This window comes from Streptomyces ortus, from assembly GCF_026341275.1.
GTDB lineage: Bacteria > Actinomycetota > Actinomycetes > Streptomycetales > Streptomycetaceae > Streptomyces > Streptomyces ortus.
The window spans coordinates 2864152-2887173 of the sequence record NZ_JAIFZO010000002.1 but is presented as its reverse complement, the minus strand read 5'-3'; the positions used below and the strand labels follow the sequence as shown (position 1 = coordinate 2887173).

The 23022-nt window shown below is 69.2% G+C and carries 20 protein-coding genes; 6 read left to right on the top strand and 14 right to left on the bottom strand.

From position 1 onward, the window contains the following. Positions 1-3 precede the first annotated feature (3 nt). On the top strand, positions 4-2160 hold the full coding sequence (locus K3769_RS15955) for a S9 family peptidase (protein WP_267027099.1): 2157 nt from the start codon (positions 4-6) through the stop codon (positions 2158-2160). A gap of 2 nt (positions 2161-2162) precedes the next feature. Here the strand turns inward: K3769_RS15955 and K3769_RS15950 are convergent, their stop codons facing one another. Continuing rightward, positions 2163-2768 carry a TetR/AcrR family transcriptional regulator gene (locus K3769_RS15950; protein WP_267027098.1) on the bottom strand — a complete coding sequence of 202 codons (606 nt, stop codon included), beginning with the start codon at positions 2766-2768 and terminating at the stop codon, positions 2163-2165. Positions 2769-2872: 104 nt separating this feature from the next. On the opposite strand from K3769_RS15950, the gene K3769_RS40900 reads away from it, so the two are divergent. From K3769_RS40900 to K3769_RS15935, 3 genes are read left to right on the top strand one after another with little or no spacing between them, the layout of a single operon-like run. Then, entirely contained in the window at positions 2873-3820 is a 948-nt protein-coding gene (locus K3769_RS40900) for a sensor histidine kinase (protein WP_267027097.1), read from the top strand. After that, complete coding sequence (locus K3769_RS15940; protein WP_267027096.1) at positions 3817-4044, top strand: ATP-binding protein; 228 nt, start codon at positions 3817-3819, stop codon at positions 4042-4044. Before K3769_RS40900 ends, K3769_RS15940 begins: the two co-directional genes overlap by 4 nt. Then, positions 4041-4727 carry a response regulator gene (locus tag K3769_RS15935; RefSeq protein ID WP_267027095.1) on the top strand — a complete coding sequence of 229 codons (687 nt, stop codon included), beginning with the start codon at positions 4041-4043 and terminating at the stop codon, positions 4725-4727. Before K3769_RS15940 ends, K3769_RS15935 begins: the two co-directional genes overlap by 4 nt. Before the next feature lie 43 nt (positions 4728-4770). On the opposite strand, the gene K3769_RS15930 is transcribed toward K3769_RS15935, so the two are convergent. Further along, positions 4771-4917, bottom strand: a complete 147-nt coding sequence (locus K3769_RS15930) for a hypothetical protein (RefSeq protein WP_267027094.1) — start codon at positions 4915-4917, stop codon at positions 4771-4773. A gap of 35 nt (positions 4918-4952) precedes the next feature. Here K3769_RS15930 and K3769_RS15925 point away from each other — a divergent pair, with 35 nt between their 5' ends. Further along, positions 4953-7202, top strand: coding sequence for an MMPL family transporter (locus K3769_RS15925; RefSeq protein ID WP_267027093.1), 2250 nt, complete (start codon positions 4953-4955; stop codon positions 7200-7202). 179 nt (positions 7203-7381) lie between these two features. Here K3769_RS15925 and K3769_RS15920 read toward each other — a convergent pair whose 3' ends face one another. The 5 genes from K3769_RS15920 to K3769_RS15900 form a co-directional block, all read right to left on the bottom strand. After that, positions 7382-8443, bottom strand: a complete 1062-nt coding sequence (locus tag K3769_RS15920) for an ABC transporter ATP-binding protein (protein ID WP_267027092.1) — start codon at positions 8441-8443, stop codon at positions 7382-7384. Further along, positions 8436-9458, bottom strand: coding sequence for an ABC transporter ATP-binding protein (locus K3769_RS15915; RefSeq protein ID WP_267031396.1), 1023 nt, complete (start codon positions 9456-9458; stop codon positions 8436-8438). The genes K3769_RS15920 and K3769_RS15915 overlap by 8 nt, the downstream gene beginning before the upstream one ends. Before the next feature lie 14 nt (positions 9459-9472). Further along, entirely contained in the window at positions 9473-10474 is a 1002-nt protein-coding gene (locus K3769_RS15910) for an ABC transporter permease (RefSeq protein WP_267031395.1), read from the bottom strand. A gap of 34 nt (positions 10475-10508) precedes the next feature. Then, complete coding sequence (locus K3769_RS15905) at positions 10509-11432, bottom strand: ABC transporter permease (protein ID WP_267027091.1); 924 nt, start codon at positions 11430-11432, stop codon at positions 10509-10511. A 64-nt stretch (positions 11433-11496) separates the two neighbouring features. Continuing rightward, positions 11497-13140 (bottom strand): peptide ABC transporter substrate-binding protein, encoded by a 1644-nt coding sequence (locus K3769_RS15900; RefSeq protein ID WP_267027090.1) that lies wholly within the window; start codon positions 13138-13140, stop codon positions 11497-11499. A 293-nt stretch (positions 13141-13433) separates the two neighbouring features. Between K3769_RS15900 and K3769_RS15895 the strand changes: the two genes are divergently transcribed. Next, the gene (locus K3769_RS15895; RefSeq protein ID WP_267027089.1) at positions 13434-13850 is read left to right on the top strand and encodes a Uma2 family endonuclease; all 417 of its coding nucleotides are present in this window, start codon (positions 13434-13436) and stop codon (positions 13848-13850) included. Between the two features lie 4 nt (positions 13851-13854). On the opposite strand, the gene K3769_RS15890 is transcribed toward K3769_RS15895, so the two are convergent. The 7 genes from K3769_RS15890 to typA all read right to left on the bottom strand — a co-directional run bounded on the left by K3769_RS15890 (position 13855) and on the right by typA (position 22894). Continuing rightward, positions 13855-14229: a VOC family protein gene (locus tag K3769_RS15890; protein WP_267027088.1), complete on the bottom strand. Its 375-nt coding sequence runs from the start codon at positions 14227-14229 to the stop codon at positions 13855-13857. A 131-nt stretch (positions 14230-14360) separates the two neighbouring features. After that, positions 14361-15473: an ABC transporter ATP-binding protein gene (locus tag K3769_RS15885; RefSeq protein ID WP_267027087.1), complete on the bottom strand. Its 1113-nt coding sequence runs from the start codon at positions 15471-15473 to the stop codon at positions 14361-14363. 12 nt (positions 15474-15485) lie between these two features. Then, the gene (locus K3769_RS15880) at positions 15486-16547 is read right to left on the bottom strand and encodes an ABC transporter ATP-binding protein (RefSeq protein WP_267027086.1); all 1062 of its coding nucleotides are present in this window, start codon (positions 16545-16547) and stop codon (positions 15486-15488) included. 10 nt (positions 16548-16557) lie between these two features. Then, on the bottom strand, positions 16558-17535 hold the full coding sequence (locus tag K3769_RS15875) for an ABC transporter permease (protein ID WP_267027085.1): 978 nt from the start codon (positions 17533-17535) through the stop codon (positions 16558-16560). A 105-nt stretch (positions 17536-17640) separates the two neighbouring features. Next, a complete protein-coding gene (locus K3769_RS15870) occupies positions 17641-19443 on the bottom strand; it encodes an ABC transporter substrate-binding protein (protein WP_267027084.1) in 1803 nt (600 codons plus the stop codon). Positions 19444-19543: 100 nt separating this feature from the next. Continuing rightward, complete coding sequence (locus tag K3769_RS15865) at positions 19544-20581, bottom strand: ABC transporter permease (protein ID WP_267027083.1); 1038 nt, start codon at positions 20579-20581, stop codon at positions 19544-19546. 405 nt (positions 20582-20986) lie between these two features. Then, positions 20987-22894 carry a translational GTPase TypA gene (gene typA, locus K3769_RS15860; RefSeq protein WP_267027082.1) on the bottom strand — a complete coding sequence of 636 codons (1908 nt, stop codon included), beginning with the start codon at positions 22892-22894 and terminating at the stop codon, positions 20987-20989. Positions 22895-23022: the final 128 nt, after the last annotated feature.

Genomic DNA, 23022 nt, shown 5'->3' with positions numbered 1-23022 from the left:
AGCATGACGACCGAGCCTCTCTCCTTTCCGCGCCGGCAGGCGCGCACCCTGCGTTTCACGCTGGGCGCGCCCCGCGCGTTCACCGTGGCGCCCGATGGTTCACGTGTGGTGTTCCTGCGGTCCTCGTCCGGCACCGACCGGGCGAACCAGCTGTGGGTTCTCGACGTGGCGAGCGGCGAGGAGCGCCCGGCCGCCGACCCGGGGGCGCTCCTCGGGGGCTCCGGCGAGCGGCTGTCAGCGGCGGAACGGGCCCGGCGCGAGCGCAGCCGCGAGGGTGGCGCGGGCATCGTCGGCTACGCCACGGACGCCGCCGTGGAACTGGCCTCCTTCGCCCTGTCCGGGCGGCTCTTCACCGCCGAGCTGAGGGCAGGCACGGCACGGGAACTGCGGGTGCGCGGACCGGTGATCGACCCCCGCCCGTCCCCCGACGGACGGTTCGTCGCGTACGTCGCCGGGGGCACCCTGCGGGTCGTGGGCGCCGAGGGCGAGGACGACCGGGCACTCGCGGAGCCCGAGGCGGACACGGTCACCTACGGGCTCGCCGAGTTCGTCGCGGCCGAGGAGATGGGCCGCTCGCGGGGCTTCTGGTGGTCCCCGGAATCGGACCGGCTGCTGGTGGCGCGGGCCGACGACGCCCCCGTACGCCGCTGGTGGATCTCGGACCCGGCGCATCCCGAGCGGGAGCCGCAGCGGGTCGCGTATCCGGCGGCGGGCACCGACAACGCGGAGGTGCGGCTATTCGTACTGGGACTCGACGGGGCACGTACGGAGGTTCAGTGGGACCGGGCCCGCTATCCGTATCTGGCGCGAGTGCACTGGTCTGCCGCCGGGGCCCCGCTGCTGCTCGTCCAGGCGCGCGACCAGGCGAGTCAGCTCTATCTGGCCGTCGATCCGGACAGCGGGACGACCCGGATGGTGCACGCGGACGAAGATCCAGTTTGGCTTGATCTTTTCCCTGGTGTGCCGTCCTGGAGCCCGAGCGGACAGCTCGTACGGATCGCCGACGAGGGAGGGGCGCGCGTGCTGGCGGTGGGCGAACGCCCCCTCACGGGGCCGCAGTTGCACGTGCGAGCCGTGCTGGACGTGTCCGACGACGACGTGCTCGTCTCGGCGTCGGCCGGCACGGCCGCGGCCGACCCGGAGATCGGGGAGGTGCACGTCTACCGGGTCAACGACCTCGGCATGGAACGGATCTCCCAGGAGCCCGGCGTGCACTCGGCGGTGCGGGCGGGCGGCGTGACCGTGCTCGTGTCGGCCGTGCCCGACCGGCCCGGAGCGCAGGTCAGGGTGGCGCGCGAAGGGGGTCGCAAGGCGACGGGGAGCGGTCGGGCGGGCGCCCGTCCGGAGCCGGTGACCGTGGCCTCGTACGCCGAGCATCCCCGAATGAGCCCGCGCGTGCACCTCACGGAAGCCGGTGAGCGCCGGGTACCGTGCGCCGTCGTGCTCCCCACGGACTACACCGACGGTCCGCTGCCGGTGCTCATGGATCCCTACGGCGGGCCGCACGGGCAGCGGGTCCTGGCGGCGCACAACGCGTACCTCGCTCCCCAGTGGTTCGCCGATCAGGGCTTCGCCGTGGTCGTGGCGGACGGGCGGGGCATGCCGGGCCGCTCACCGGCCTGGGAGAAGGCGGTCAAGGACGATCTCGCGGCGGTCGTCCTCGACGACCAGATCCACGCGCTGCACGCCCTCGCCGAGCGCTTCCCGCTGGATCTGACCCGGGTGGCGATCCGCGGCTGGTCGTTCGGCGGCTATCTCGCGGGGCTCGCGGCGCTGCGCCGCCCCGACGTCTTCCACGCGGCCGTGGTGGGCGCGCCGGTCACCGACCAGCGGCTGTACGACACCCATTACACGGAGCGGTATCTGGGCGATCCGAACCGGCAGCCCGAGGTGTACGCGGCGAACTCGCTGATCGACGACGACGGTTTGGTGGGGGCGGTCGAACCGGCGCGGCCGATGATGATCGTGCACGGTCTCGCCGACGACAACGTGGTGGTCGCGCACTCCCTGCGGCTGTCCTCCGCGCTGCTGGCCGCGGGCCGTCCGCACGAGGTGCTGCCGCTGTCCGGGGTCACCCACATGACCCCGCAGGAGCAGGTCGCGGAGAACCTGCTGCTGCTCCAGGTGGACTTCCTGAAGCGGTCGCTGGGCCTGCGGTAGCGCTACCGCAGGCTGCGGACGAGCAGGTCGGTCAGCCGCCGGTGGGTGTCCGGTGAGCCGGACACCTGCCCGATGCCGCCCAACTCCAGGTGGACCGCGCCGTGCAGGGCCGTCCAGACGACCTGCGCGGCCTCCCCCGCGTCGGCGAAGCCCCGCGGTGTGCGACGTCCGGCGAGGTCCTGGACCAGCTCGATCAGGACCTCGAACACCGCATGGCCGTACACCGACGCCTCGGAGCCCGTCCGGGCGACCGGTCCGCCGCCGCCGAAGATGAGCGCGTAGCGCTGCGGATGCGCGAGCGCGAAGTGCCGGTATCCGTCGCAGGCCTGCCGGAAGCGCGGTTCGGGGTCCACCGACCGGTCCACGTCGACCGCGTGCCCGAGGTCCTGCAGCGCCCGGACGGCCAGAGCGGCGAGCAGTCCCTCCTTGCTGCCGAACCGGTTGTACACCCCCATGGGCGCCACCCCGGCCTCGCGGGCGACCGCGCGCACGGTGACGCCGTCCAGGCCGTCGCGGTCGAGCACGTCCTGTGCCGCGTCCAGCAGGGCGTCGTGCAGCCGTTCGCTCGCCGTACGGCGCCTGGGCGGCGGTCCTGCTCCGGCACTCATGCGTCCCGCTCCTCCTGTTCGGCCCGCCCGGCGGGCAGGCCTGTATAACATCGTTCTACAACGTGCTTCCCGTGCCCGCCTCGCAGCAACCGGAGTGATCACTGGTGCGATCCGTCTCGTGGACGCGGTCCGATCCCTGGGCGGCCGGCGGCACGCTCGCCGTGGCGGTCGCGCTGGCCGTGGGCGCGCTGTCCGCGGTCGTCGGCGACCACGCCGGTTCGACGACGCTGTGGGTCGTCGTCGCCCTGGGAGCGGCCGGCCTCGGGCTCGCCGTACGGGCGTCGGCCTCCGCCGTGGCCGTCGCCGCCCTGCTGGCCGCCCTGGAGATCCGCGATCCGGCGCCCTGGGGCACCTGGGCGGTCGCCGGCGGGCTGCTGTTCCTGTTCACCCTGCGCCGCCCCCGTTTCGACGCGATCGCCGCCGGCGCCGTGGTCGCGGGCGGCACGATGCTCGCCGCGTACAGCCCGTACGCCCCGGGGCAGGACCACGGCAGCGTCGGGGCGTTCGGCATCGTCACCCTCACCGCCGCCATGGTCGGCGTGGGTCAGTGGGTGCAGGCCCAACGGCGATACGTGATCGCCGAACTGGGCCGGCGCCGCCAGGAGGCCGAACGCAGACGGGAGGAGGTCGCCCGGCACGTGGCGGAGGAACGACTGCGGATCGCCCGCGAACTCCACGACAGCGTGGCCCACCACCTCGCCGTGGTCAGCGTCCACACCAACGTCGCCAAGGCCAATCTCGACCCCTCGCAGCAGGCGTCCAGACGCGCCCTCGACGAGGTACAGGCCGCCACCCGGTCGGTGCTGGAGGAACTGGGAGTCGTCCTGGGCGTCCTGCGTGCGTCGGAGACCGAGATCGCTCCGGCCGCCCCCGTGGACGCCGCCATGCTCGACGAACTCCTGGAGAGCTTCGCGGGCATCGGCCTGAAGGTCACCACCTCGGGCTGGACCACCTGCTCGCCCTGGCGCCGGTCGCCCGGACCGCCGCCCGGCGCCTCCTGCAGGAATCACTCACCAACGCGCGGCGGTACGGCGACGGCGCCGCCACCGTGAGCGTCGAACCGCCGGCCGGCGGATACCTCACGCTGTCGGTCCGCAACCCCTGGGTGCCGCGCGAGACGGAGTCCGCCGGGAGCGGGCTCGGACTCGTGGGCATGGAGGAACGGGTCCACGCGCTCGGTGGCACCTTCCACGCGGGCCCGGACGCGGAGGGATTCCTCGTGACCGCCCAACTCCCGGCCGCCGCGCCGCGAAGAACGAAGGAGACGTCCGGATGAGCGTCGTACGCGTACTCGTCGTAGACGACCAGGTCATGATCCGTTCCGGCATACGCGCGCTCCTGGAGACCGGCTCCGGGGTCGAGGTCGTCGGCGAGGCGGCCGACGGGCACCGGGCCGTCGACATGGCACGGGCCCTCGCGCCGGACGTCATCCTGATGGATCTGCGGATGCCGGTGCTCGACGGCGTCGGAGCGATCGGCCGACTGCGCGCCGACGCCGCCACCGCGGACATCGGGATCCTGGTACTGACCACCTTCGACACCGACCAGGACATCCTGGCCGCCCTCCGGGCCGGGGCCAACGGCTTCCTCGGGAAGTCGGCGGACCACGAGGAACTCCTGCAGGCAGTCGAACGGGTCGCCGCGGGCGGCTCCTCCCTGTCCGCCGTCGCGACGGACACCGTCGTCGGGCACCTGACCCGCACGGCACACCGGGAGCGGCCCCGGGACGCGGCCTCCCCCGAGGATCTGCGCAAGGCCGGGTCCCTGACCTCCCGCGAACGCGAGGTCACCGTTCTGGTCACCCGGGGGCTGACCAACGACGCCATCGCGGAGCGCCTGTTCATCTCGCCGCTCACGGTGAAGACCCATGTGAACCGGGCCATGAGCAAGATGCACGTCAGGGACCGGGCGCAGCTCGTGGTGGCGGCCCTGCGCGCGGGCCTGCGCGACGACGACTGAGCGGGACCACGGGCCCGGAAGTACACCAGCCGCGGTAGATCCACTACCGCGGCTGAGCGACGACCGCGGGGCACCCTCCGGCGGAAGCTGGCACCGGCCGGCCGCACGAGCGGCCCGCGTACCACTTCCCGATCGCTTCGATCGCTTCGATCAGTTCGATCAGTTCGATCAGTTCGATCAGTTCGATCACGCGGATCGTTTCTGATCGCTTCCGCAGGAGTCCCGATGTCCCGATTGTTGTCCAGGATCGGCGCGTTCAGCGCCGCTCACCGGCTCGCCGTCATCGGCGCCTGGATCACGCTGACCGTCGCCCTCACCGTCGTGACGATCAGCGGCGCGACGTTCTCCGACGCCGAGTTCAGCATCTCGGGCGCCGAGTCGACCACCGCGCTCGCCACGATGAAGGAGGCGTTCCCCGAGGCGGATCCCGACGCCGGTGAACTGCTGCTGGTCGTAGAAGCGCCCGACGGCACCTCCCTCACCCGCCCCGACGGCAGGGACCTGGTCACGGACCTCGTCTCGCGCGCCACCGGCGTCCCCGGCGTGAAGTCCGCCGCGGACCCGTACGCGAAGAGCCGTCCCTATGTCTCCGAGGACGGTTCGGTCGCCGTCTCGACGCTCACCGTCGATCTGGAGGCCGACCAGACCGCCGTGGAGGGCGACCTCCGGAAGGCCGCCGAACCGCTGACGGACGAGGGCTACGCCGTCGAGCTGGGCGGCGCCCTCGACGACGGGGCGCCCGAGATCGCCGGTGTCACCGAGATCATCGGCGTCGTGGTCGCCTTCGTCGTCCTGCTGCTGACCTTCGGCTCGCTGGCCGCCGCCGGCGCGAACATGCTGACCGCGCTGAGCGGTGTCGTCGTCGGCGTCCTCGGCATCCTCGCGTGGTCGGCCGCGGGTGAGGGCATCCAGTCCACCACGCTGATCATCGCGGTGATGCTCGGGCTGGCCGTCGGCATCGACTACGCCCTGCTGATCCTCTCGCGGTTCCGTGACGAGCTGCGCCGCGGCGCCGGTGTCGACGCCGCGGTGGCGCGCGCCGCCGGCACGGCAGGAACCTCCGTCGTGGTGGCCGGGACGACCGTGGTCATCGCCCTGACGGGGCTGGCGATCGTACGGATCGCGTTCATCACCGAGATGGGGCTGGGCGCGGCGCTCGCCGTGATCGTGGCCGTGGCCGCCTCGCTCACCGTCGTACCGGCCGTGCTGAAGACGCTCGGCCACCGGGCGCTGCCTCGCGGGGAACGCCCGGGACGCGGCACGGCGTACGAACCACCCGTGGCTCCCGCGGCACCGGCGGCACCCGCGGCTCCCGTGAACGCGGAGAAGGCGGGCGGACGTCGCGGTCGGGGCCTGCTGGGCCGCTGGGCGCGGGTCGTGGTCGACCGGCCCGTCCTCACCCTGCTGGGCAGCACCGTCCTCGTCGCCCTGCTCGCCGTTCCGGCCCTCTCCCTCAAGACGGAACTCGATCCTCCGGGCGGCCCCGACCCGGCCGGCTCCCAGCGCGCGGCCTACACCACGGTGAGCCACGCCTTCGGCGCCGGCGAACAGAACCCCCTGGTGGTGCTCTTCGAGGGCCCCGACGCGGCGGACACCGCGACCGCCACCACGAAGGAGATCACCGCGCTGAGCGGCGTCGCCGACATCAGCCCCGTCCAGCACGGCGAGGACCCGGGCATCGCCTTCCTCGCGGTCACGCCCGAGCGCGGCCCGACCGACCCGCGTACGAAGGACCTGGTGGCCTCGCTGCGTACGGCGATGGACGACGTGCCGGACGCCGAGGTCTCGGTGACCGGTCAGACCGCGGTCGACGTGGACGTCGACGCGGCGCTGTCGTCCGGCCTCGTCGTCTACCTGATCGCCGTGGTCGGACTCTCGCTGCTCCTGCTCACCCTGGTGTTCCGGTCCGTCATGATCCCGCTGCTGGCCACCGTCGGATTCCTCATGTCCCTGGCCGCGGGCCTCGGCGTGACGGTGGCGGTCTTCCAGTGGGGCTGGGCCGGGACTCTGGTCGGTCTCGACGAGGCCCGGCCGCTGGCCAGTCTGACGCCGCTGATCGTGGTGGGCGTACTGTTCGGACTCGCCATGGACTACCAGGTGTTCCTGGTGGCCCGCATGCACGAGGCGCACCGGAACGGACTCCCCACCCGGGCGGCCGTCCTGCGGGGCTTCGGGCAGGCCTCGCCCGTCGTCGTCGCGGCTGCCGCGATCATGGCTTCGGTGTTCGCCGGGTTCGCCTTCAGCGGCGGCGACCAGATGGTCGCGTCCATCGGACTGGCCCTGACCGTCGGGGTCCTGGTGGACGCGCTCGTCGTGCGCATGCTCCTCGTACCGGCGGCTCTGCGGCTCCTCGGCGAGGCGAGCTGGTGGATTCCCCGCGCCCTGGACCGGGTCCTGCCGAACCTCGACACCGAGGGGTCGTCCCTCGGACAGGAGGAGCCGCGGCAGGAACTAGCGGGGTCCGCACGGGTCTAAGGGCTGTCCCGTAACTCCCGGCGGGCGCACGACGACACGGCGACCGGCCGGGGAGACATGGCGCTCCCCGGCCGGTCTACGGCACCCGCACGGCCGTACGGTGTTCAGCGTGCCGCGTCCGTATATCGGTGCCGGGTCGGCCGAGTTGCCTGCGTGTTAACGCGGTTGCCGCGCATTTGTCAGCTTTTTGGCAGCTCCTCCGGCGGTACGACCTGCTTCTCCTCCGCGAAGTGGCAGGCCGAGTCATGGGCGGCGGGACCGGCCTCGTAACGGAACTCCGCCGGTACCGCGAGCAGCGGGACCTCCATCGCGCAGCGTTCCGCGGCCTTCCAGCAGCGGGTGCGGAAGCGGCAGCCGGAGGGGATGTTCGCGGGTGAGGGCACGTCACCGGAGAGGATGATCCGCTCCCGGTGCTCACGGGCCTCCGGGTCCGGCACGGGCACGGCGGACAGCAGCGCCTGGGTGTACGGGTGCGTCGGGTGGTCGTAGATCTCGGCGTCCCGGCCGGTCTCCACGATCCGGCCGAGGTACATCACCCCGACCCGGTCGGAGATGTGCCGCACGATCGACAGGTCGTGCGCGATGAAGACGTAACTCAGGGCGAACTCGCTCTGCAGCCGGTCCATCAGGTTGATGACCTGTGCCTGCACCGACACGTCGAGGGCGGACACGGGCTCGTCGGCGACGATGATCTCGGGGCGCAGGGCGAGGCCGCGCGCGATGCCGATGCGCTGTCGCTGGCCGCCGGAGAACTGGTGCGGATAGCGGTTGATGTACTCCGGGTTGAGCCCCACGACGTCCAGCAGGTCCTGGACCTGCCGTCGCCGGTCGCCCTTGGGCGCGACCTCGGGATGGATCTCGTACGGCTCCCCGATGATGTCGCCGACGGTCATGCGGGGATTGAGCGAGGTGTACGGGTCCTGGAAGACCATCTGGATGTTGCGGCGGACGGCCTTGAGGGCGCGGCCGGACAGCTTGGTGACGTCCTCGCCCTTGTACCTGATCTCGCCCGCGGTCGGCCTCTCCAGGTTGACCAGCATCTTGGCGACGGTCGACTTGCCGCAGCCGGACTCGCCGACGATGCCGAGGGTCTCCCCCGCGCCCAGGTCGAAGTCGACGCCGTCGACGGCCTTCACCGCGCCCACCTGTTTGCGGAAGAGGATTCCCTGGGTGAGCGGGTAGTGCTTGACCAGGCCCCGGACCTGGAGGATCGGCTCGGCGGCCGTAGTGGACTCAGCCATGGAGGCACTCCCTCCAGAAGTGGCAGGCGCTCACGCGGTCCGCGCCCGCCTTGGTCAGGTCGGCCGCCCCGGTCAGGTCGGCCGCCTCGGTCGTCACCTCGTAGAGGGGCGGGACGTCGGTGCGGCAGACGTCCTGGACCATCGGGCAGCGCGGGTTGAAGGCGCAGCCCGGCGGGATGTTCATCAGGTTCGGCGGCAGGCCCTTGATCGCGTACAGCTCCCGGCCCTTCTGGTCGAGCCGCGGGATCGACTCCAACAGGCCCTTGGTGTACGGGTGTGCGGGGGCCTTGTAGATGTCGTGGACCGGGGCCGACTCGACGATGCGGCCCGCGTACATCACGGCGATCCGGTCGGCGACGTCCGCGACCACGCCCAGGTCGTGGGTGATGAGGATGAGGCCCATGTTGAGCTCGCGCCGGAGTTCGGCGAGCAGGTCCATGACCTGGGCCTGGACGGTGACGTCGAGGGCGGTGGTGGGCTCGTCGGCGATGATCAGGGCGGGTTCGAGGGCCAGCGCCATCGCGATCATGATGCGCTGGCGCATACCGCCGGAGAACTGGTGGGGGTAGTCGCCCACGCGGGAGGCGGCGCCCGGGATGCGGACCCGGTCCATCAGCTCGACGGCCCTGGCCTTCGCGTCCTTCCTGGACAGGCCCCGGTGGACGGTGAACATCTCGCCGAGCTGGGCGCCGACGCTGAGCACCGGGTTCAGGGACGACAGCGCGTCCTGGAAGATCATCGCCATCTGGGCGCCGCGGACCTTGCGCCGCTCCTCCTCCTTGAACTTCAGGAGGTCCTGGCCCTTGAAGAGGATCTCGCCCGCGGTGATCTTCCCCGGCGGGGTGTCGAGGATGCCCATCACGGCCTGCGCGGTCACGGACTTGCCGGAGCCGGACTCGCCGAGCACGGCGAGCGTCTCGCCCTCGGCCACGCTGTAGGTGACCCCGTTGACGGCCTTGGCGACGCCGTCCCGGGTCCTGAACTCCACGTGCAGATCGCGCACTTCGAGCAGCACATCGGCCACGTCGGTCACCTCAGCTTCGGGTCGAGGGCGTCGCGCACCGCGTCGCCGAGCATGATGAACGCGAGGACGGTGACGGCCAGCGCACCGGCCGGCCAGAGCAGCGCGTGCGGCGCGGTGCGGATGTACTGGGAGGCCGAGGAGATGTCGATGCCCCAGCTCACCGTGGGCGGCTTCAGCCCGACGCCGAGGAACGAGAGGGTCGCCTCCAGCGAGATGTACGTCCCCAGCGCGATGGTCGCCACGACGATGACCGGGGCGATCGCGTTGGGCGTGATGTGCCGCAGCAGCATCCGGGAGTTGGAGGCGCCGAGCGCGCGGGCGGCCTGCACGTAGTCGTTCTGCTTGGTGGTGATGACGGACCCGCGGGCGATCCGGGAGATCTGCGGCCAGCCGAGCAGCACCATGAAGCCGATCACCGGCCAGATGGTGGAGCTGGTGACGACGGACAGCAGCACCAGACCGCCGAGGACGACGGGGATCGCGAAGAAGATGTCGGTGATCCGGGAGAGGACCGCGTCCCACGCCCCGCCGAAGAACCCGGCGAGTCCGCCGAGCACCGACCCGAGGATCGCCACCCCGAGCGTGGCGCAGACGCCGACGGTGACGGAGACCCGGGCCCCGTACACCGTGCGCGTGTAGACGTCGCAGCCCTGGCCGTTGTAGCCGAAGGGGTGGCCCGGCTGGGAGCCCTCCTGGGACTTGGCGAGGTCGCACTTGAGGGGGTTGCCGGAGGCGATCGCCGAGGGCCACAGGGAGATGACGATCAGGAAGAGGATGACGAGCCCCGAGATGATGAAGACGGGGTTGCGCCGCAGGTCGCGCCAGGCGTCGGACCACAGGGAACGGGGCCGGTCCTGCGGGCCTGAGCCGTCCGGCCCGCCGGGACCCTTCCGCAGGGAGGCGCCCTCTTCCGTCGCGAGGTCCATCGCGCCGCCCATACCGGTCGCGGCGATGGCCCCGTCCTCGGGGGCGCGTCCGCCGCCGGACAGGTGCGGCCCCGGCGGCATGGAGGGCAGGGGCCGCTCCGGCGGCGTCGGCTGCTCAGGCATAGCGGATCCTCGGGTCGAGTACGGCGTACAGGAGGTCGACCAGCAGGTTGGCCACCAGGAAGACGAGGACGAGGACGGTCACGAAGCCGACGACGGTCTGCGTGTTCTGGCGCAGGATGCCCTGGTAGAGCTGGAATCCGACGCCGTGGATGTTGAAGATCCGCTCGGTGACGATCGCGCCGCCCATCAGCGCGCCGATGTCGGTGCCGATGAAGGTGACCACCGGGATGAGGGAGTTGCGCAGCAGATGCCGGGTGACGACCCGGCGCCGGGGCAGGCCCTTGGCGATGGCCGTACGGACGTAGTCGGCGCGCCGGTTCTCGGCGATGGACGTCCGGGTCAGCCGGGTCACATAGGCGAGCGAGACCGACGCGAGCACGAGGCCGGGCACGATCAGTTCGTCGAAGGGTGCCTCGGAGGAGACGGACGGGCTGATCCACCCCCATTTGACGCCGAGCAGCAGTTGCAGCAGCAGACCGGTGACGAAGGTGGGCACCGAGATGACGACGAGGGTGATCAGCAGGACACCGGTGTCGACGGGCCGGCCGCGGCGCAGTCCGGTGACGACACCGAGGGCGATGCCGATGACGACCTCGAAGAGGATGGCGACGATCGTGAGGCGGATGGTGACCGGGAAGGCGGTCGACATCAGCTCGGTGACCGCCTGTCCGTTGAACGCGGTGCCGAAGTCGCCGGTGAAGACGTTGCCCATGTAGGTCGCGTACTGCTGCCACACGGGCTTGTCCAAGCCGAACTCCTTGCGGAGCTGGGTCGCCGTCGCGGGGTCGCACTGGCGGTCTCCGCAGAGGCCCGCGATGGGGTCTCCCATCACGTTCACCATCAGGAAGATCAACAGGGTGGCGCCGATGAAGACCGGGATCATCTGCAGCAGACGCCGGATCACATACCGTCCCATGAGGGCTCCGGAGGTAGGTGGGGGCGCGCGCCTGCTTTCCTGCTGCGGTGCGCGCCCCCGTGGCTCAGCTGACCTTGATCTCGTTGTAGACGGGCAGGCTGAACGGGTTCAGTGCCACGTTCGAGATCCGGTCCGAGTAGCCGGCGCTGCCGTTCTGGTACCAGAGCGGGATGGCGCCCATGTCGTCCCGCAGGACCTCCTCGGCCTGCTGGAACAGGTCGACGGCCTTGGCCTGGTCGGTCTCCGCGTTGGCCTTGTCGACGAGGTCGTCGAACTTCTCGCTGGTCCACTTGCCGTCGTTGGACGAGGCGTTGGTGTAGTACAGCGGCTGCAGGAAGTTCTGGATCAGCGGGTAGTCCATCTGCCAGCCCGCCCGGAAGGGGCCCGACATCTTGGACTGGGTGATCTGGTTGCGGAAGTCGGCGAAGGTGCCGACCGGGTTGCCGACGCAGGCCTTGTCGTTGTCGAGCGCGTTGTTGATGGAGTTGCAGACGGCGTCCACCCACTCCTTGTGGGAGCCGGTGTCCGCGTTGTAGGAGATCTTGACCTGGCCGCCGGGCAGCCCGCCGCCGTCCTCGATCATCTTCTTGGCCTTTGCGGGGTCGTACTCGCAGGCGTCACCGCACAGCCCCTCCTTGAAGCCGCCGTCCTCGCCGAGGACGGGCGAGGTCCAGTCCGTGGCCGGGGTGCGGGTCTTCTGGAAGATGGTCTCGGTGATCTGCTTGCGGTTGATGGCCATCGACAGGCCGGTGCGGACCTTCTCCATCCCCGCCTTGTCCCACTTCTTGTCGTAGAAGGGGAACGCGAGGGTCTGGATGATGCCGGCAGGGGTGTTGATGTACCGATCGCCGAGGTCGCTCTTGGCGTTCTTGAGCTGGGCGGCGGGCACGTCGTCGACGAGGTCGAGGTTGCCGGCCATCAGGTCCGTGTAGGCGGTGTTGTTGTCGGTGTAGACCTTCAGGTCCACGCCGCCGTTCTGCGCCTTGTCGTCGCCCGGGTACTTGTCCCACTTGCGCATCTTCATCGCCGAGCCCTTGGCGTACGAGTCGATCGTGTACGGGCCGTTGCCGACCGGCTTCTTCAGCCAGGCCGCGTGGTCGTCGAAGAACGCCTTGGGCAGCGGCGCGAAGGCGGCGTAGCCGAGGGTGTCGGGGAAGGTCGAGAACTTCTGGTTGAGCTTGATGGTGAAGGTGTTGTCGCCGGTGACCTTGAGCCCGCTCAGGGTCTGCGCGGACTGCTTGCCGCCGTCCTCCGGGTGGACCTTGTCGTAGCCGTCGATGTACCCGAAGAAGTACGCGTTCTTCTGGTTGTTCTTGAGGCTGGCGCCGTAGTTCCAGGCGTCGACGAACGACTTGGCGGTGACCGCCTCGCCGTTGCTGAAGGTCCAGCCGTCCTTGACCGTGACGGTGAAGTTCTGCGAGTCCGAGGTGTCGATCTTCTCGGCCAGCATGTCCTTGGCCTCGCCGGTCTTCGCGTCGTAGCGCTTGAGACCGCGGAAGAGCATGTCGAGGACCTTGCCGCCCTGCACCTCGTTGGTGTTGGCGGGCTCCAGGGGGTTCTGCGGGTCGCCCCACGAGGAGCTGAGGATGCCGGAGCCGTCGCCACCGCCGCCGCCGTCACCCCCGTCCCCGCCTCCCCCGCAGGCCGTCGCGGCGAGGGCTACCGCCGTCGCGCATACGGCCCATCTGGCGTGCGTGGCTCCACGCATGGAGTGCCTCCTCATCGGTGCGCTGCGGCTCCGGCGGAGCCGGTACCTTTGCGCCCAATATCGGCGGGAATCTCACACAGCGCATATTTGGCGACCCACATGGGTGCATGTTGTCTCCGACGGGGGGCGGTGGGGGTGGGCCGCGCCGTTCTCCGCGCCCCTGAAGGCAGGCACTCCGTGCCTTGCCCCACCGGCCGACAGCCGAGATGCGGGCGCGCAGCGAGACGCCCGCCCTGGGGGCACGGGGAACTGCGCGGCCCCCCACCGGCCCGCACGCCGCCTGATCTGCGTTCATGGACTACGCGAGGATGCGCGGGATCGCCGAGGAGCTCATGGCGTACGCCGAGCGTCTGGAGGGAGCGTGGACGGCCGAGATCGGTCCCGCGGGTCCGCTCCTCGCCATGACCAGCCGGTCCAAACGTCACGAGGGCGCGGTCCGCCGCATCCGGAACCAGCTCGATGAACAGCTTCCCGCCACGCACCCCGGCTACATCTGCGCGAACGACCCCGAGATCGAGCACCCGTCCATCGGCCACTACATGATCGTCGACCCTCGCACGGGGACCATCGAGGTGCACTCCGCCCCGTGCAAGGCGCGGTACCTGGACAAGAGGGCGTACATCTTCGGGGACTCGGTGCCGTTCGGTGCCTGGAAGGTGGAGACCGGGGCCTTCCGCCGCTATGGCAAGGCCGGAGACAGCGTGAGCTGACGCGTCAGTCGGACTCCCCCCGCTCCACACAGAACTCGTTCCCCTCCGGGTCCGCCAGGAGGAACCAGCCGCCGCCGTCCGGGCGGGTGTGGTCCGCGATCAGGGTCGCGCCGAGCGCGAGCGCCCGCTCGACCTCCGCGGCCCGCGTGCGGCCCGTCGGCCGCAGGTCGAAGTGGATGCGGTTCTTGGCCGTCTTGCCCTCCGGGACCCGGACGAAGAGCAGCCGCGGACCTCCGTCGGGGTCCGCGATCAGCGCCTCCGGGTCACCCGGCTTGTCGTCGTCGGCCAGCGGCCGGCCCAGCAGTTCGCTCCAGAACAGGCCGAGGTCGTACGGGTCGCCCGTGCAGTCGAACGTGATGCTGTGGATGGCGGGGTTCAACGGTTCCTCCGGGAGTGGTCGGGTTGAACTGCGCTGTCCTCAAAAGCCGGACGGGCTGAAAGATGTCTTTCAGCCCGTCCGGCTCTTGAGGACCGGGGGTTCGGGGGCCGGCCCCCGAGTACCCCGAGTACCTACTCCCCGTCCTTCTCCAGCGCCGTCAGCGCCGGGTCCAGCACGATGTCCTCGTTCCGGGCCTCCGTCGTCGGGTCCTCCGGGAAGTGGCAGGCCGTCAGGTGGTTGGCGCGGTTGCCGGAGATCTGCACGAGCGGCGGCTCGGTCGTCGCGCACTTGTCCTGCGCCTTCCAGCAGCGCGTACGGAAGCGGCAGCCGGACGGCGGGTGGATCGGCGAGGGCACGTCACCGGAGAGCCGGATCCGCTCCCGGTCCTCGGTCTCGTCGTCGAGGGCGACCTCGGGGACGGCCGACAACAGGGCGTGCGTGTACGGGTGACGCGGCCGGTTGTAGATGGAGTCGCGGTCGCCGACCTCCACCACCTTGCCCAGGTACATCACCGCGAGGCGCTGCGAGAAGTGCCGGACGATCGCCAGGTCGTGGGCGATGAAGAGGAAGGCGATGCCCATCTCTTCCTGGACCTTCTGGAGCAGGTTCACGACCTGCGCCTGGATCGACACGTCCAGCGCCGACACCGGCTCGTCCGCCACGATCAGCTTCGGGTTCAGGGACAGCGCGCGGGCCACCCCGATGCGCTGGCGCTGACCGCCGGAGAACTCGTGCGGGAAGCGGTTGTAGTGCTCGGGGTTGAGACCGACCAGCTCCAGCAGCTCACGGACGCGGTTCTCGATGCCGCCCTTCGGGTTGATCCCGTTGACCTCCATCGGCGACTTGATGATGGAGCCGACGGTCTGCCGCGGGTTCAGCGAGGAGTACGGGTCCTGGAAGATCATCTGGATCTCGGACCGTACGGGCGCCAACTGCCGGCGCGTGGCGTGCGTGATGTCCCGGCCCGCGTACGTGACCTTGCCCGCCGTCGGCTCCAGGAGCCGGGTGATGAGCCGGCCGGTCGTGGACTTGCCGCAGCCGGACTCGCCGACCAGGCCGACGCTCTCGCCGACGCCGACGGTCAGGTCGACCCCGTCGACGGCCTGCACGGCTCCGACCTTGCGCTTGATCGGGAAGCCGCCGTAGATCGGGAAGTGCTTCGTCAGGCCCTCGACGGAGAGCAGCGGCTCGGCTGCTCCGTCCACCGGGCCCTGCGGCTTCGGCAGGGTGAGTTTGTCGCTCATGAGTCGTTCTCCCTAGCCCAGCCGGGGCTTGATCTGTTCGATGAAAAAGGTGGACTTCTGCGCGTCGTCCAGGTGACAGGCGGCGCCGCGGCCCGCGGGCAGCTCCGGCCGCTCGCCGGAGCAGCGGTTGCCGCCGACCTCGGACGTGAAGCCGCACCGGGGGTGGAACGGGCAGCCCGACGGCGGGTTCAGCAGGCTGGGCGGGGACCCCGGGATCGGGGTGAGCGCCTGCGCCGTGTCACCGCCGAGTCGCGGCATGGAACTCAGCAGGCCCCAGGTGTACGGGTGCTGCGGGGCGCGCAGCACCTCGCGCACGCTGCCGCGTTCCACGGCCCGGCCCGAGTACATCACCAGCAGGTCGTCGGCCATCTTGGAGATGACGCCGAGGTCGTGGGTGATGAAGATGATCGCCGAGCCGAACTCCTGCTGGAGGTCCTTGAGCAGGTCCAGGATCTGGGCCTGCACGGTCACGTCCAGGGCCGTGGTCGGCTCGTCCGCGATCAGCAGGTCCGGGTTGCAGATCAGCGACATCGCGATCATCGCGCGCTGGCGCATACCGCCGGAGAACTGGTGCGGGTAGTCCTCGAAGCGCATCGCGGGCTGCGGGATGCCGACCTTGTCGAGCATCTCGATGGCGCGCAGCTTCGCCTCCTTCTTGGAGGCGCCGGTGTGCTTCATGAAGGGCTCCGCGATCTGCCGGCCCACCGTGTAGTAAGGCGAGAGCGCGGTCAGCGGGTCCTGGAAGATCATCGCGACCTTGTTGCCGCGGAGCTTCTCCATCTCCTTCTCGGTCGCGGTGACCAGTTCCTTGCCGTCCAGGACGATCTCGCCCTCGACGGTGGCGGTCTTGGGGTTGTGCAGTCCGAGGACGGTCAGGTTGGTGACGGACTTGCCCGAACCCGACTCCCCCACGATGCCGAGCGTCTTGCCCCGCTCGACGTCGAAGGAGAGCCCGTCGACGGCCTTCACGATGCCGTCCTCGGTGGAGAACCGCACCCGCAGGTCGCGGACCGAGAGGAAGGCCTCCGGCCCGCTCGGGGCCCTCTCGCCTTCGGTCTTGGTCAGTGTGGTCACGGTATTTCTCCTAGGCGAGGCGCACGCGCGGGTCGATGTAGGCGTAGGCGAGGTCCACGACGATGTTCAGGATCAGGATGAAGAAGGCGCCGAACAGCATGACGCCCATCGTCAGCGGAAGGTCCTTGGTCAGCGAGCCCTCGACCGCGAGACGCCCGATACCGGCGAGGTCGAAGGTGAACTCCGTGACCACGGCGCCCGACAGGAGCGCGCTGAGGTCCATGCCGATGATCGTGACGATCGGGATGAGCGAACCGCGCCAGGCGTAGCGGAAGAAGACGTAGCTCTGCCGCATGCCCTTGGCCCGCGCGGTCCTGACGTGCTCCTCCTGGAGCTGCTCGATCATCGTCGAGCGTGCCATACGGGTGTACTGGGCGGTGAAGATGGTGGCCATCACGGCCCAGGGGATCAGCATGCCCATGAACCAGCTGCCCGGGTTGTCCGTGAAGGACACGTACTTGGGACTCTCCAGCCAGCCGGTGTTGTAGACGAGGAGGCTGAGGACGATGGGGCCCAGGAAGTAGATCTGGAACGAGCTGAGCACCATCGAGGAGCCGCTGACCACCTTGTCGAGGGCGGTTCCGCGCTTCCAGGCCGCCATCAGACCCGTACCGAGGCCGAAGATCAGGAAGATCACCAGGCCGCCGATGGTCAGCGAGAGTGTCAGCGGGAAGCGGTCCATGATGGAGTCCCACACGAAGTCGCCGCTGTCGAACGAGACACCCAGGCACGGGGCGGCGCAGTGCCCCTGCGGGAAGTCCCGGCCGGACACGATGCCCATCATGAATTCCCAGAACTGGGTGGTGATGGGCTTGTCCAGGCCGAGGTTCTCGCGGATGACCGCGATGTTCTCGGGGGAGCAGTTCTTACCGCAGGACAGCTGCGCGAAGTCCTGGGGGATCGTATAGAACAGGAAGAACGTGAAGGCGCCGATCAGGAACATGATCACGACGGCGCCGCTCAGCCTGCGGATGAGGAACTGAAGCATGGCGGGTGGGTGCTCTCTTCGAAACGCGGCGGCAGGAGGGGGATACCGACCGCGGGGGTGCGCTCCGCCTGGCGCACACCCCCGCGGATCAGCCGATCATGGGTGTTACGGCTTCTTCAGGAACAGGTCGTTGATGTCGATGTAGCTCGACTCCGTGCTGAAGCGGGCGCCACCGATGTTCGAACCGAAGAGCTGCATCTGCTTCGAGTAGTAGACCGGGGCGCTGGGGTTGGTGTCCTCCACGATGCGGTGGTGGGCCTCTTCCCAGGTCTTGGCGGCCTGCTCGGGCTGCTCGGTCACGGCCTTCTTGATGAGGGCGTTGACCTTCGGGTCGTCGATGTGCGAGTAGTTCGGGGCACCGTCGGCGACCAGGTCACCGTCGTAGACGGGCGTGATGACCGTGGACGGCGACGGCCAGTCCTGGCCCCAGCCGGTCATGTACAGGTCGTACGGGTTCTTGAGCTTGCCGACCTGCTCGTAGAAGGTCGCGCGGTCGATCTCCTTGGCCTGGACATCGAAGCCGAGCTTGTTCAGCGCGTCCTTGATGATGACCATCTGGGCCTGGCCGCGGGGGGTGTTGGAGTAGGCGTAGCTGAGCTTGGTGCCCTGCTTGAAGCCCGCCTCCTTCAGGAGCTCCTTGGCCTTCGCCGGGTCGCCGTTGGGCTTCTTCAGCTTGCCGAACGGGTCGTACTTCGGGTCGAAGCCGGGCAGGGTCGGGGCCAGCAGACCACCCGCGACCTCACCGCCGTACCGGCCGCCGTCCGCCTGCACCATGGACTGGTTCGGGATCGCGTAGGTGATCGCGTCCCGGATCTTCTTGTCCTTCATCTTGGCGCTGTCGAGGTTGAAGCTCAGGGCCCAGACGTAGACCTGGTAACCCTGGATGGTGCGCTTCTTCGCGTCGGCGTTGCCGATGACCGTCGACAGCTGCGCCGGGTCCACCGAGTCGGTGAACTGGATGGCGTTCTGGGCCTCGCCCTTGTCGGCGATCAGACGCTTGGTCTGGCTGGCCTGGTCGATGGTGTTGGTGAAGTTGTAGCCGTCGACGTACTGGTGGCGCACCGAGTCCGTCTTCTCGTCCCACTGGTCGTTCTTGACCAGCTTGAGGGACTTGCCGGCCTTGTACTCGGCGATCTTGTACGGGCCGAGGGAGGCGGGGGCCTTGTCGTACTTCTCCTTCGTGTCCTGCTTCTCGGGCACGATGGCGTAGCCGGCCATGGCCAGGGCCTGCGGGAGGTCCGGCTGGGCGGTCTTGAAGTGGAAGACGACCGTTTTGTCGTCCGGGGTCTCCAGGACCGAGTCCGGCAGGTGCTTGCCCTTGTACGGGCCGTCGGGCAGCGCCTTGCGGTAGTCGGAGCCGGAGAGCCAGGTCTGGACGTACGTCGGACCGTCGAAGATCACCTTCGAGTACTGCCGCTCGATGGTGTGCCGGACGTCCTTGGACGTGATGACGTTGCCGTCCTCGTCCTTGACGTCGTCCTTCAGGGTGTACGTCCAGGTCTTGCCGCCCTCGGACGACTTGCCGGAGTCGGTGGCGATGTCTCCGACGACGGTCAGGTTGCCCTTCTCGTCCTCCTGGAAGTTCGTCAGACCGCGGTGGATCAGGTTGGCGAACTGGCCGGCGTCACTGACGTAGATCTGGCCCGGGTCCATGTGGGACAGGTCGGACTGCTGGTAGACGTTGATCGTGCCACCGGTCTTGGCCCCGGCCACCGCTTCGGCCGGACCGTTCGACGCCTGCGCGTCGCCGTAGGCGACAGGCTTCGACTGCGCCTTGGCGTCCTCCTTGGACTTGGAGTCGTCCTTGCCGCTGTCCTTGCCGCTGTCGCTGCAGCCGGTCAGTGCCAGCGATCCCGCCGCGATGGCGACGGTTATCGCACGGACGGTGCGCATTCTTATCGGGTTCATGATGCCGATGACCTACCTGTCGATAGTTGTCCACGAGCGCTGCCTGACGGTCCGGACGAGCCGGAACGGGGGTGGCAGCCCCCCCACCACCAATGGACGTTCAACGTCCGGTCTTGGGGTCGAATGCGTCCCGGACGGAGTCGCCGAGAAGATTGAAGGCGAGCACGAAGATCACCATCGCGATGCCCGGGAAGAACATGAACATCGGGTCCTGCTCGTAGATCCCGGCGCCGATGGCGAACATCCGGCCCCAGTCCGGTGTCGGCTCGACGAAGCCGACACCGACGTAGCTGAGGAACGCGATCGAGAGGATCGCGCTGGGCAGCATGTACGTGCCCTGCACCAGGATCGGCGTGACGATGTTCGGCAGGATCTCCTTGCGCACGATACGCGTCGGAGAGGCGCCCGAGACCTTCGCCGCCTCCACGAACTCCCGCTCCCGCAGGGAGAGCACGGAGCTGCGCACCAGACGGGCCATGCCCATCCAGCCGAGGAACCACATCACCAGGATGATCGCCACCGCACGCAGATAGGTGGGGGTCTCGTCCGTCGGGGAGACGAACATCGCGGTGACCACGGGCATGAAGGCGATGAAGAACAGCTGCTGCGGGAAGGCCAGGAAGAAGTCGGTGACGCGGCCCAGCCAGTAGTCGACCTTGCCGCCGAAGTAGCCGCTGATCATCCCGAGGACGACACCCGTGAGCACGCTGAACACCGTGACGAGCACGGCCATGTAGAGCGAGGTGCGCATGCCGTACAGCAGCATGGTGAACACATCGCGGCCCAGCTTGGGCTCGACACCGAACCAGAAGTCACTGGACATGCCCCCGAAGGAGCCGGTGGGCATGGCGAAGTCGTCGAGCAGGAAGGGGTACTCGGGCTCCTGCGCGTACAGCGTGTAGGGGTCCTTGCCGTACAGGGACGAGATGACCGGGGCGAGGGCGGCGACCGCGAAGAAAAAAATCACCACGCACGCGGAGATGACTCCGGTACGGTCTCGCTTGAAGCGGTGCCACATCAGCTGCCCGGGGGAACGGCCTTCGAGCTGCTCGGCCTCGGCGGGCTCGGCGTTCGACGCGAGCTCGGGGTCCAAGGCAGCCGACGGCCCGGAGCCCTCGGCCTTGGTTGGACTGGTCATCTTTGTTCGTCCCCCGGGGGATGGAGAGTTGAGCGCAGCACAGATACCGGCAGGTTCTGTGGTTTCAGGGAACTTTCACCAAGTGGGTCAACGCGCGTCAAGGGCGGAAGACATAGGGATCTCCCTACCGTCGAAATTTTGAGCAAAAATTGCAGAGAATGACACCTGCACGCGCTTGACAGCTGAGACGACTTTCCGGCGAATCGGTCATCTACTACGAAAATTTCGTTTACGTGTCCGAAACTTGATTGGGCATTGACCGATATGCGAACGCCGCCGCATCCTTTCCGCCGTTGTCCGAACTGAGCCGTTTTTCCGGCATGCGCGTACGCCGAAGGCCCGGCCCCCCGCCGTGCGGAGGACCGGGCACTTCAGAAGGCCCTCAGGGGCCCGGACGAGGCAGGCTCAGCCGTGCTTGGCGCGGCTCGCGGCGCGACCGCGCTCACGGGCGTCCAGGTTGACCTTGCGGATGCGCACGGCCTCCGGGGTCACCTCGACGCACTCGTCGTCGCGGCAGAACTCCAGCGACTGCTCCAGCGAGAGCTTGCGCGGCGGGACGATCGCCTCGAAGGAGTCGGCCGCGGCCGACCGCATGTTGGTGAGCTTCTTCTCCTTGGTGATGTTCACGTCCATGTCGTCGGCGCGCGAGTTCTCACCGACGATCATGCCCTCGTACACCTCGGTGCCGGGCTCGGTGAAGAGCACACCCCGCTCCTGGAGGTTCGTCATCGCGAACGCGGTGACGGCGCCGGAGCGGTCGGCGACCAGCGAACCGTTGTTACGGGTCGTCAGCGTGCCGAACCACGGCTCGTGGCCCTCGTGGATCGAGTGGGCGATACCCGTGCCGCGCGTCCCCGTCAGGAACTCCGTACGGAAGCCGATGAGGCCGCGGGACGGCACGACGAACTCCAGCCGGACCCAGCCCGAGCCGTGGTTCGACATGTTGTCCATGCGGCCCTTGCGGACGCCCATGAGCTGCGTGACCGCGCCCATGTGCTCCTCGGGCACGTCGATCGTCATGCGCTCGACCGGCTCGTGCACCTTGCCGTCGATGACCTGCGTGACCACCTGCGGCTTGCCGATGGTCAGCTCGAAGCCCTCACGGCGCATCTGCTCGACCAGGATGGCCAGCGCCAGCTCACCGCGGCCCTGCACCTCCCAGGCGTCGGGGCGCTCGGTGTCCAGGACCCGCAGCGAGACGTTACCGATCAGCTCGCGGTCCAGGCGGTCCTTGACCTGCCGGGCGGTGACCTTGCGGTCCTTGACCACGGCCTTGGCGTCCGCACCCTTGCCGGTCGCGCCGCGGCCGACCATCGGGGAGGTGTTCGTACCGATGGTCATCGAGATGGCCGGCTCGTCCACCGTGATGAGCGGCAGCGCGATCGGGTTCTCGGGGTCGGCCAGGGTCTCGCCGATCATGATGTCCGGGATACCGGCGACGGCGCAGATGTCACCGGGGCCCGCCTTCTCGGCGGGCTTGCGGGTGAGCGCCTCGGTCATCAGCAGCTCGGTGATGCGGACGTTCGACATGGTGCCGTCACGCTTGATCCACGTGACCGTCTGACCCTTGCGCAGCTCACCCTGCTCGACGCGCAGCAGCGCGATACGGCCCAGGAAGTTGTCCGCGTCCAGGTTGGTGACGTGCGCCTGGAGCGGGGCCTCCTCGTCGTAGGACGGGGCCGGGACGTGCGACAGGATCGTGGAGAAGAACGGCTCCAGGCTGTCGCTGTCGGCCGGGACCGTGCCGTTCTCCGGCTTGGTCAGCGAGGCCACGCCGTCACGGGCGCAGGCGTAGACGATCGGGAACTCGATCTGCTCCTCGTCGGCGTCCAGGTCGAGGAAGAGGTCGTACGCCTCGTTCACGACCTCGTCGATACGCGAGTCGGGGCGGTCCGTCTTGTTGATGCACAGGATGACGGGCAGGCGGGCCTGCAGCGCCTTGCGCAGCACGAAGCGGGTCTGGGGCAGCGGGCCCTCGGAGGCGTCGACCAGGAGGACGACCGCGTCCACCATCGACAGACCGCGCTCGACCTCACCACCGAAGTCGGCGTGGCCGGGGGTGTCGATGATGTTGATGGTGATGACGTCGCCGCCATCCTTCGGGTGGTACTTCACCGCCGTGTTCTTGGCCAGGATCGTGATGCCCTTCTCACGTTCCAGGTCGTTCGAGTCCATCATGCGGTCGTCGAGCGACTCGGCGGCGTGCGCGGCGAAGGCACCGGCCTGCTTGAGCATGGCGTCGACCAGGGTGGTCTTGCCGTGGTCGACGTGGGCGACGATGGCGACGTTGCGGATGTCGTGGCGCGTGGCCATATTGAGGCGCTTCTCCCGGAGTGAGGTGACGGCCAACCGCTGCTGCGCGGGGCCCTGCCGGGCTGAAACGTGCCACGGCCTTACCCCCATGGTACGGGCCCGCCGCCACTGGGGCTTCGCGGGCTGCT

Excerpts from the sequence above, each read along its gene's own strand:
- K3769_RS15955 (WP_267027099.1), top strand. The coding sequence starts at position 4 with ATGACGACCGAGCCTCTCTCCTTTCCGCGCCGGCAGGCGCGCACCCTG.
- K3769_RS15950 (WP_267027098.1), bottom strand. The coding sequence starts at position 2,768 with ATGAGTGCCGGAGCAGGACCGCCGCCCAGGCGCCGTACGGCGAGCGAA.
- K3769_RS15935 (WP_267027095.1), top strand. The coding sequence starts at position 4,041 with ATGAGCGTCGTACGCGTACTCGTCGTAGACGACCAGGTCATGATCCGT.
- K3769_RS15925 (WP_267027093.1), top strand. The coding sequence starts at position 4,953 with ATGTCCCGATTGTTGTCCAGGATCGGCGCGTTCAGCGCCGCTCACCGG.
- K3769_RS15920 (WP_267027092.1), bottom strand. The coding sequence starts at position 8,443 with ATGGCTGAGTCCACTACGGCCGCCGAGCCGATCCTCCAGGTCCGGGGC.
- K3769_RS15910 (WP_267031395.1), bottom strand. The coding sequence starts at position 10,474 with ATGCCGCCGGGGCCGCACCTGTCCGGCGGCGGACGCGCCCCCGAGGAC.
- K3769_RS15905 (WP_267027091.1), bottom strand. The coding sequence starts at position 11,432 with ATGGGACGGTATGTGATCCGGCGTCTGCTGCAGATGATCCCGGTCTTC.
- K3769_RS15900 (WP_267027090.1), bottom strand. The coding sequence starts at position 13,140 with ATGCGTGGAGCCACGCACGCCAGATGGGCCGTATGCGCGACGGCGGTA.
- K3769_RS15895 (WP_267027089.1), top strand. The coding sequence starts at position 13,434 with ATGGACTACGCGAGGATGCGCGGGATCGCCGAGGAGCTCATGGCGTAC.
- K3769_RS15885 (WP_267027087.1), bottom strand. The coding sequence starts at position 15,473 with ATGAGCGACAAACTCACCCTGCCGAAGCCGCAGGGCCCGGTGGACGGA.
- K3769_RS15875 (WP_267027085.1), bottom strand. The coding sequence starts at position 17,535 with ATGCTTCAGTTCCTCATCCGCAGGCTGAGCGGCGCCGTCGTGATCATG.
- K3769_RS15870 (WP_267027084.1), bottom strand. The coding sequence starts at position 19,443 with ATGAACCCGATAAGAATGCGCACCGTCCGTGCGATAACCGTCGCCATC.
- K3769_RS15865 (WP_267027083.1), bottom strand. The coding sequence starts at position 20,581 with ATGACCAGTCCAACCAAGGCCGAGGGCTCCGGGCCGTCGGCTGCCTTG.
- typA (WP_267027082.1), bottom strand. The coding sequence starts at position 22,894 with ATGGCCACGCGCCACGACATCCGCAACGTCGCCATCGTCGCCCACGTC.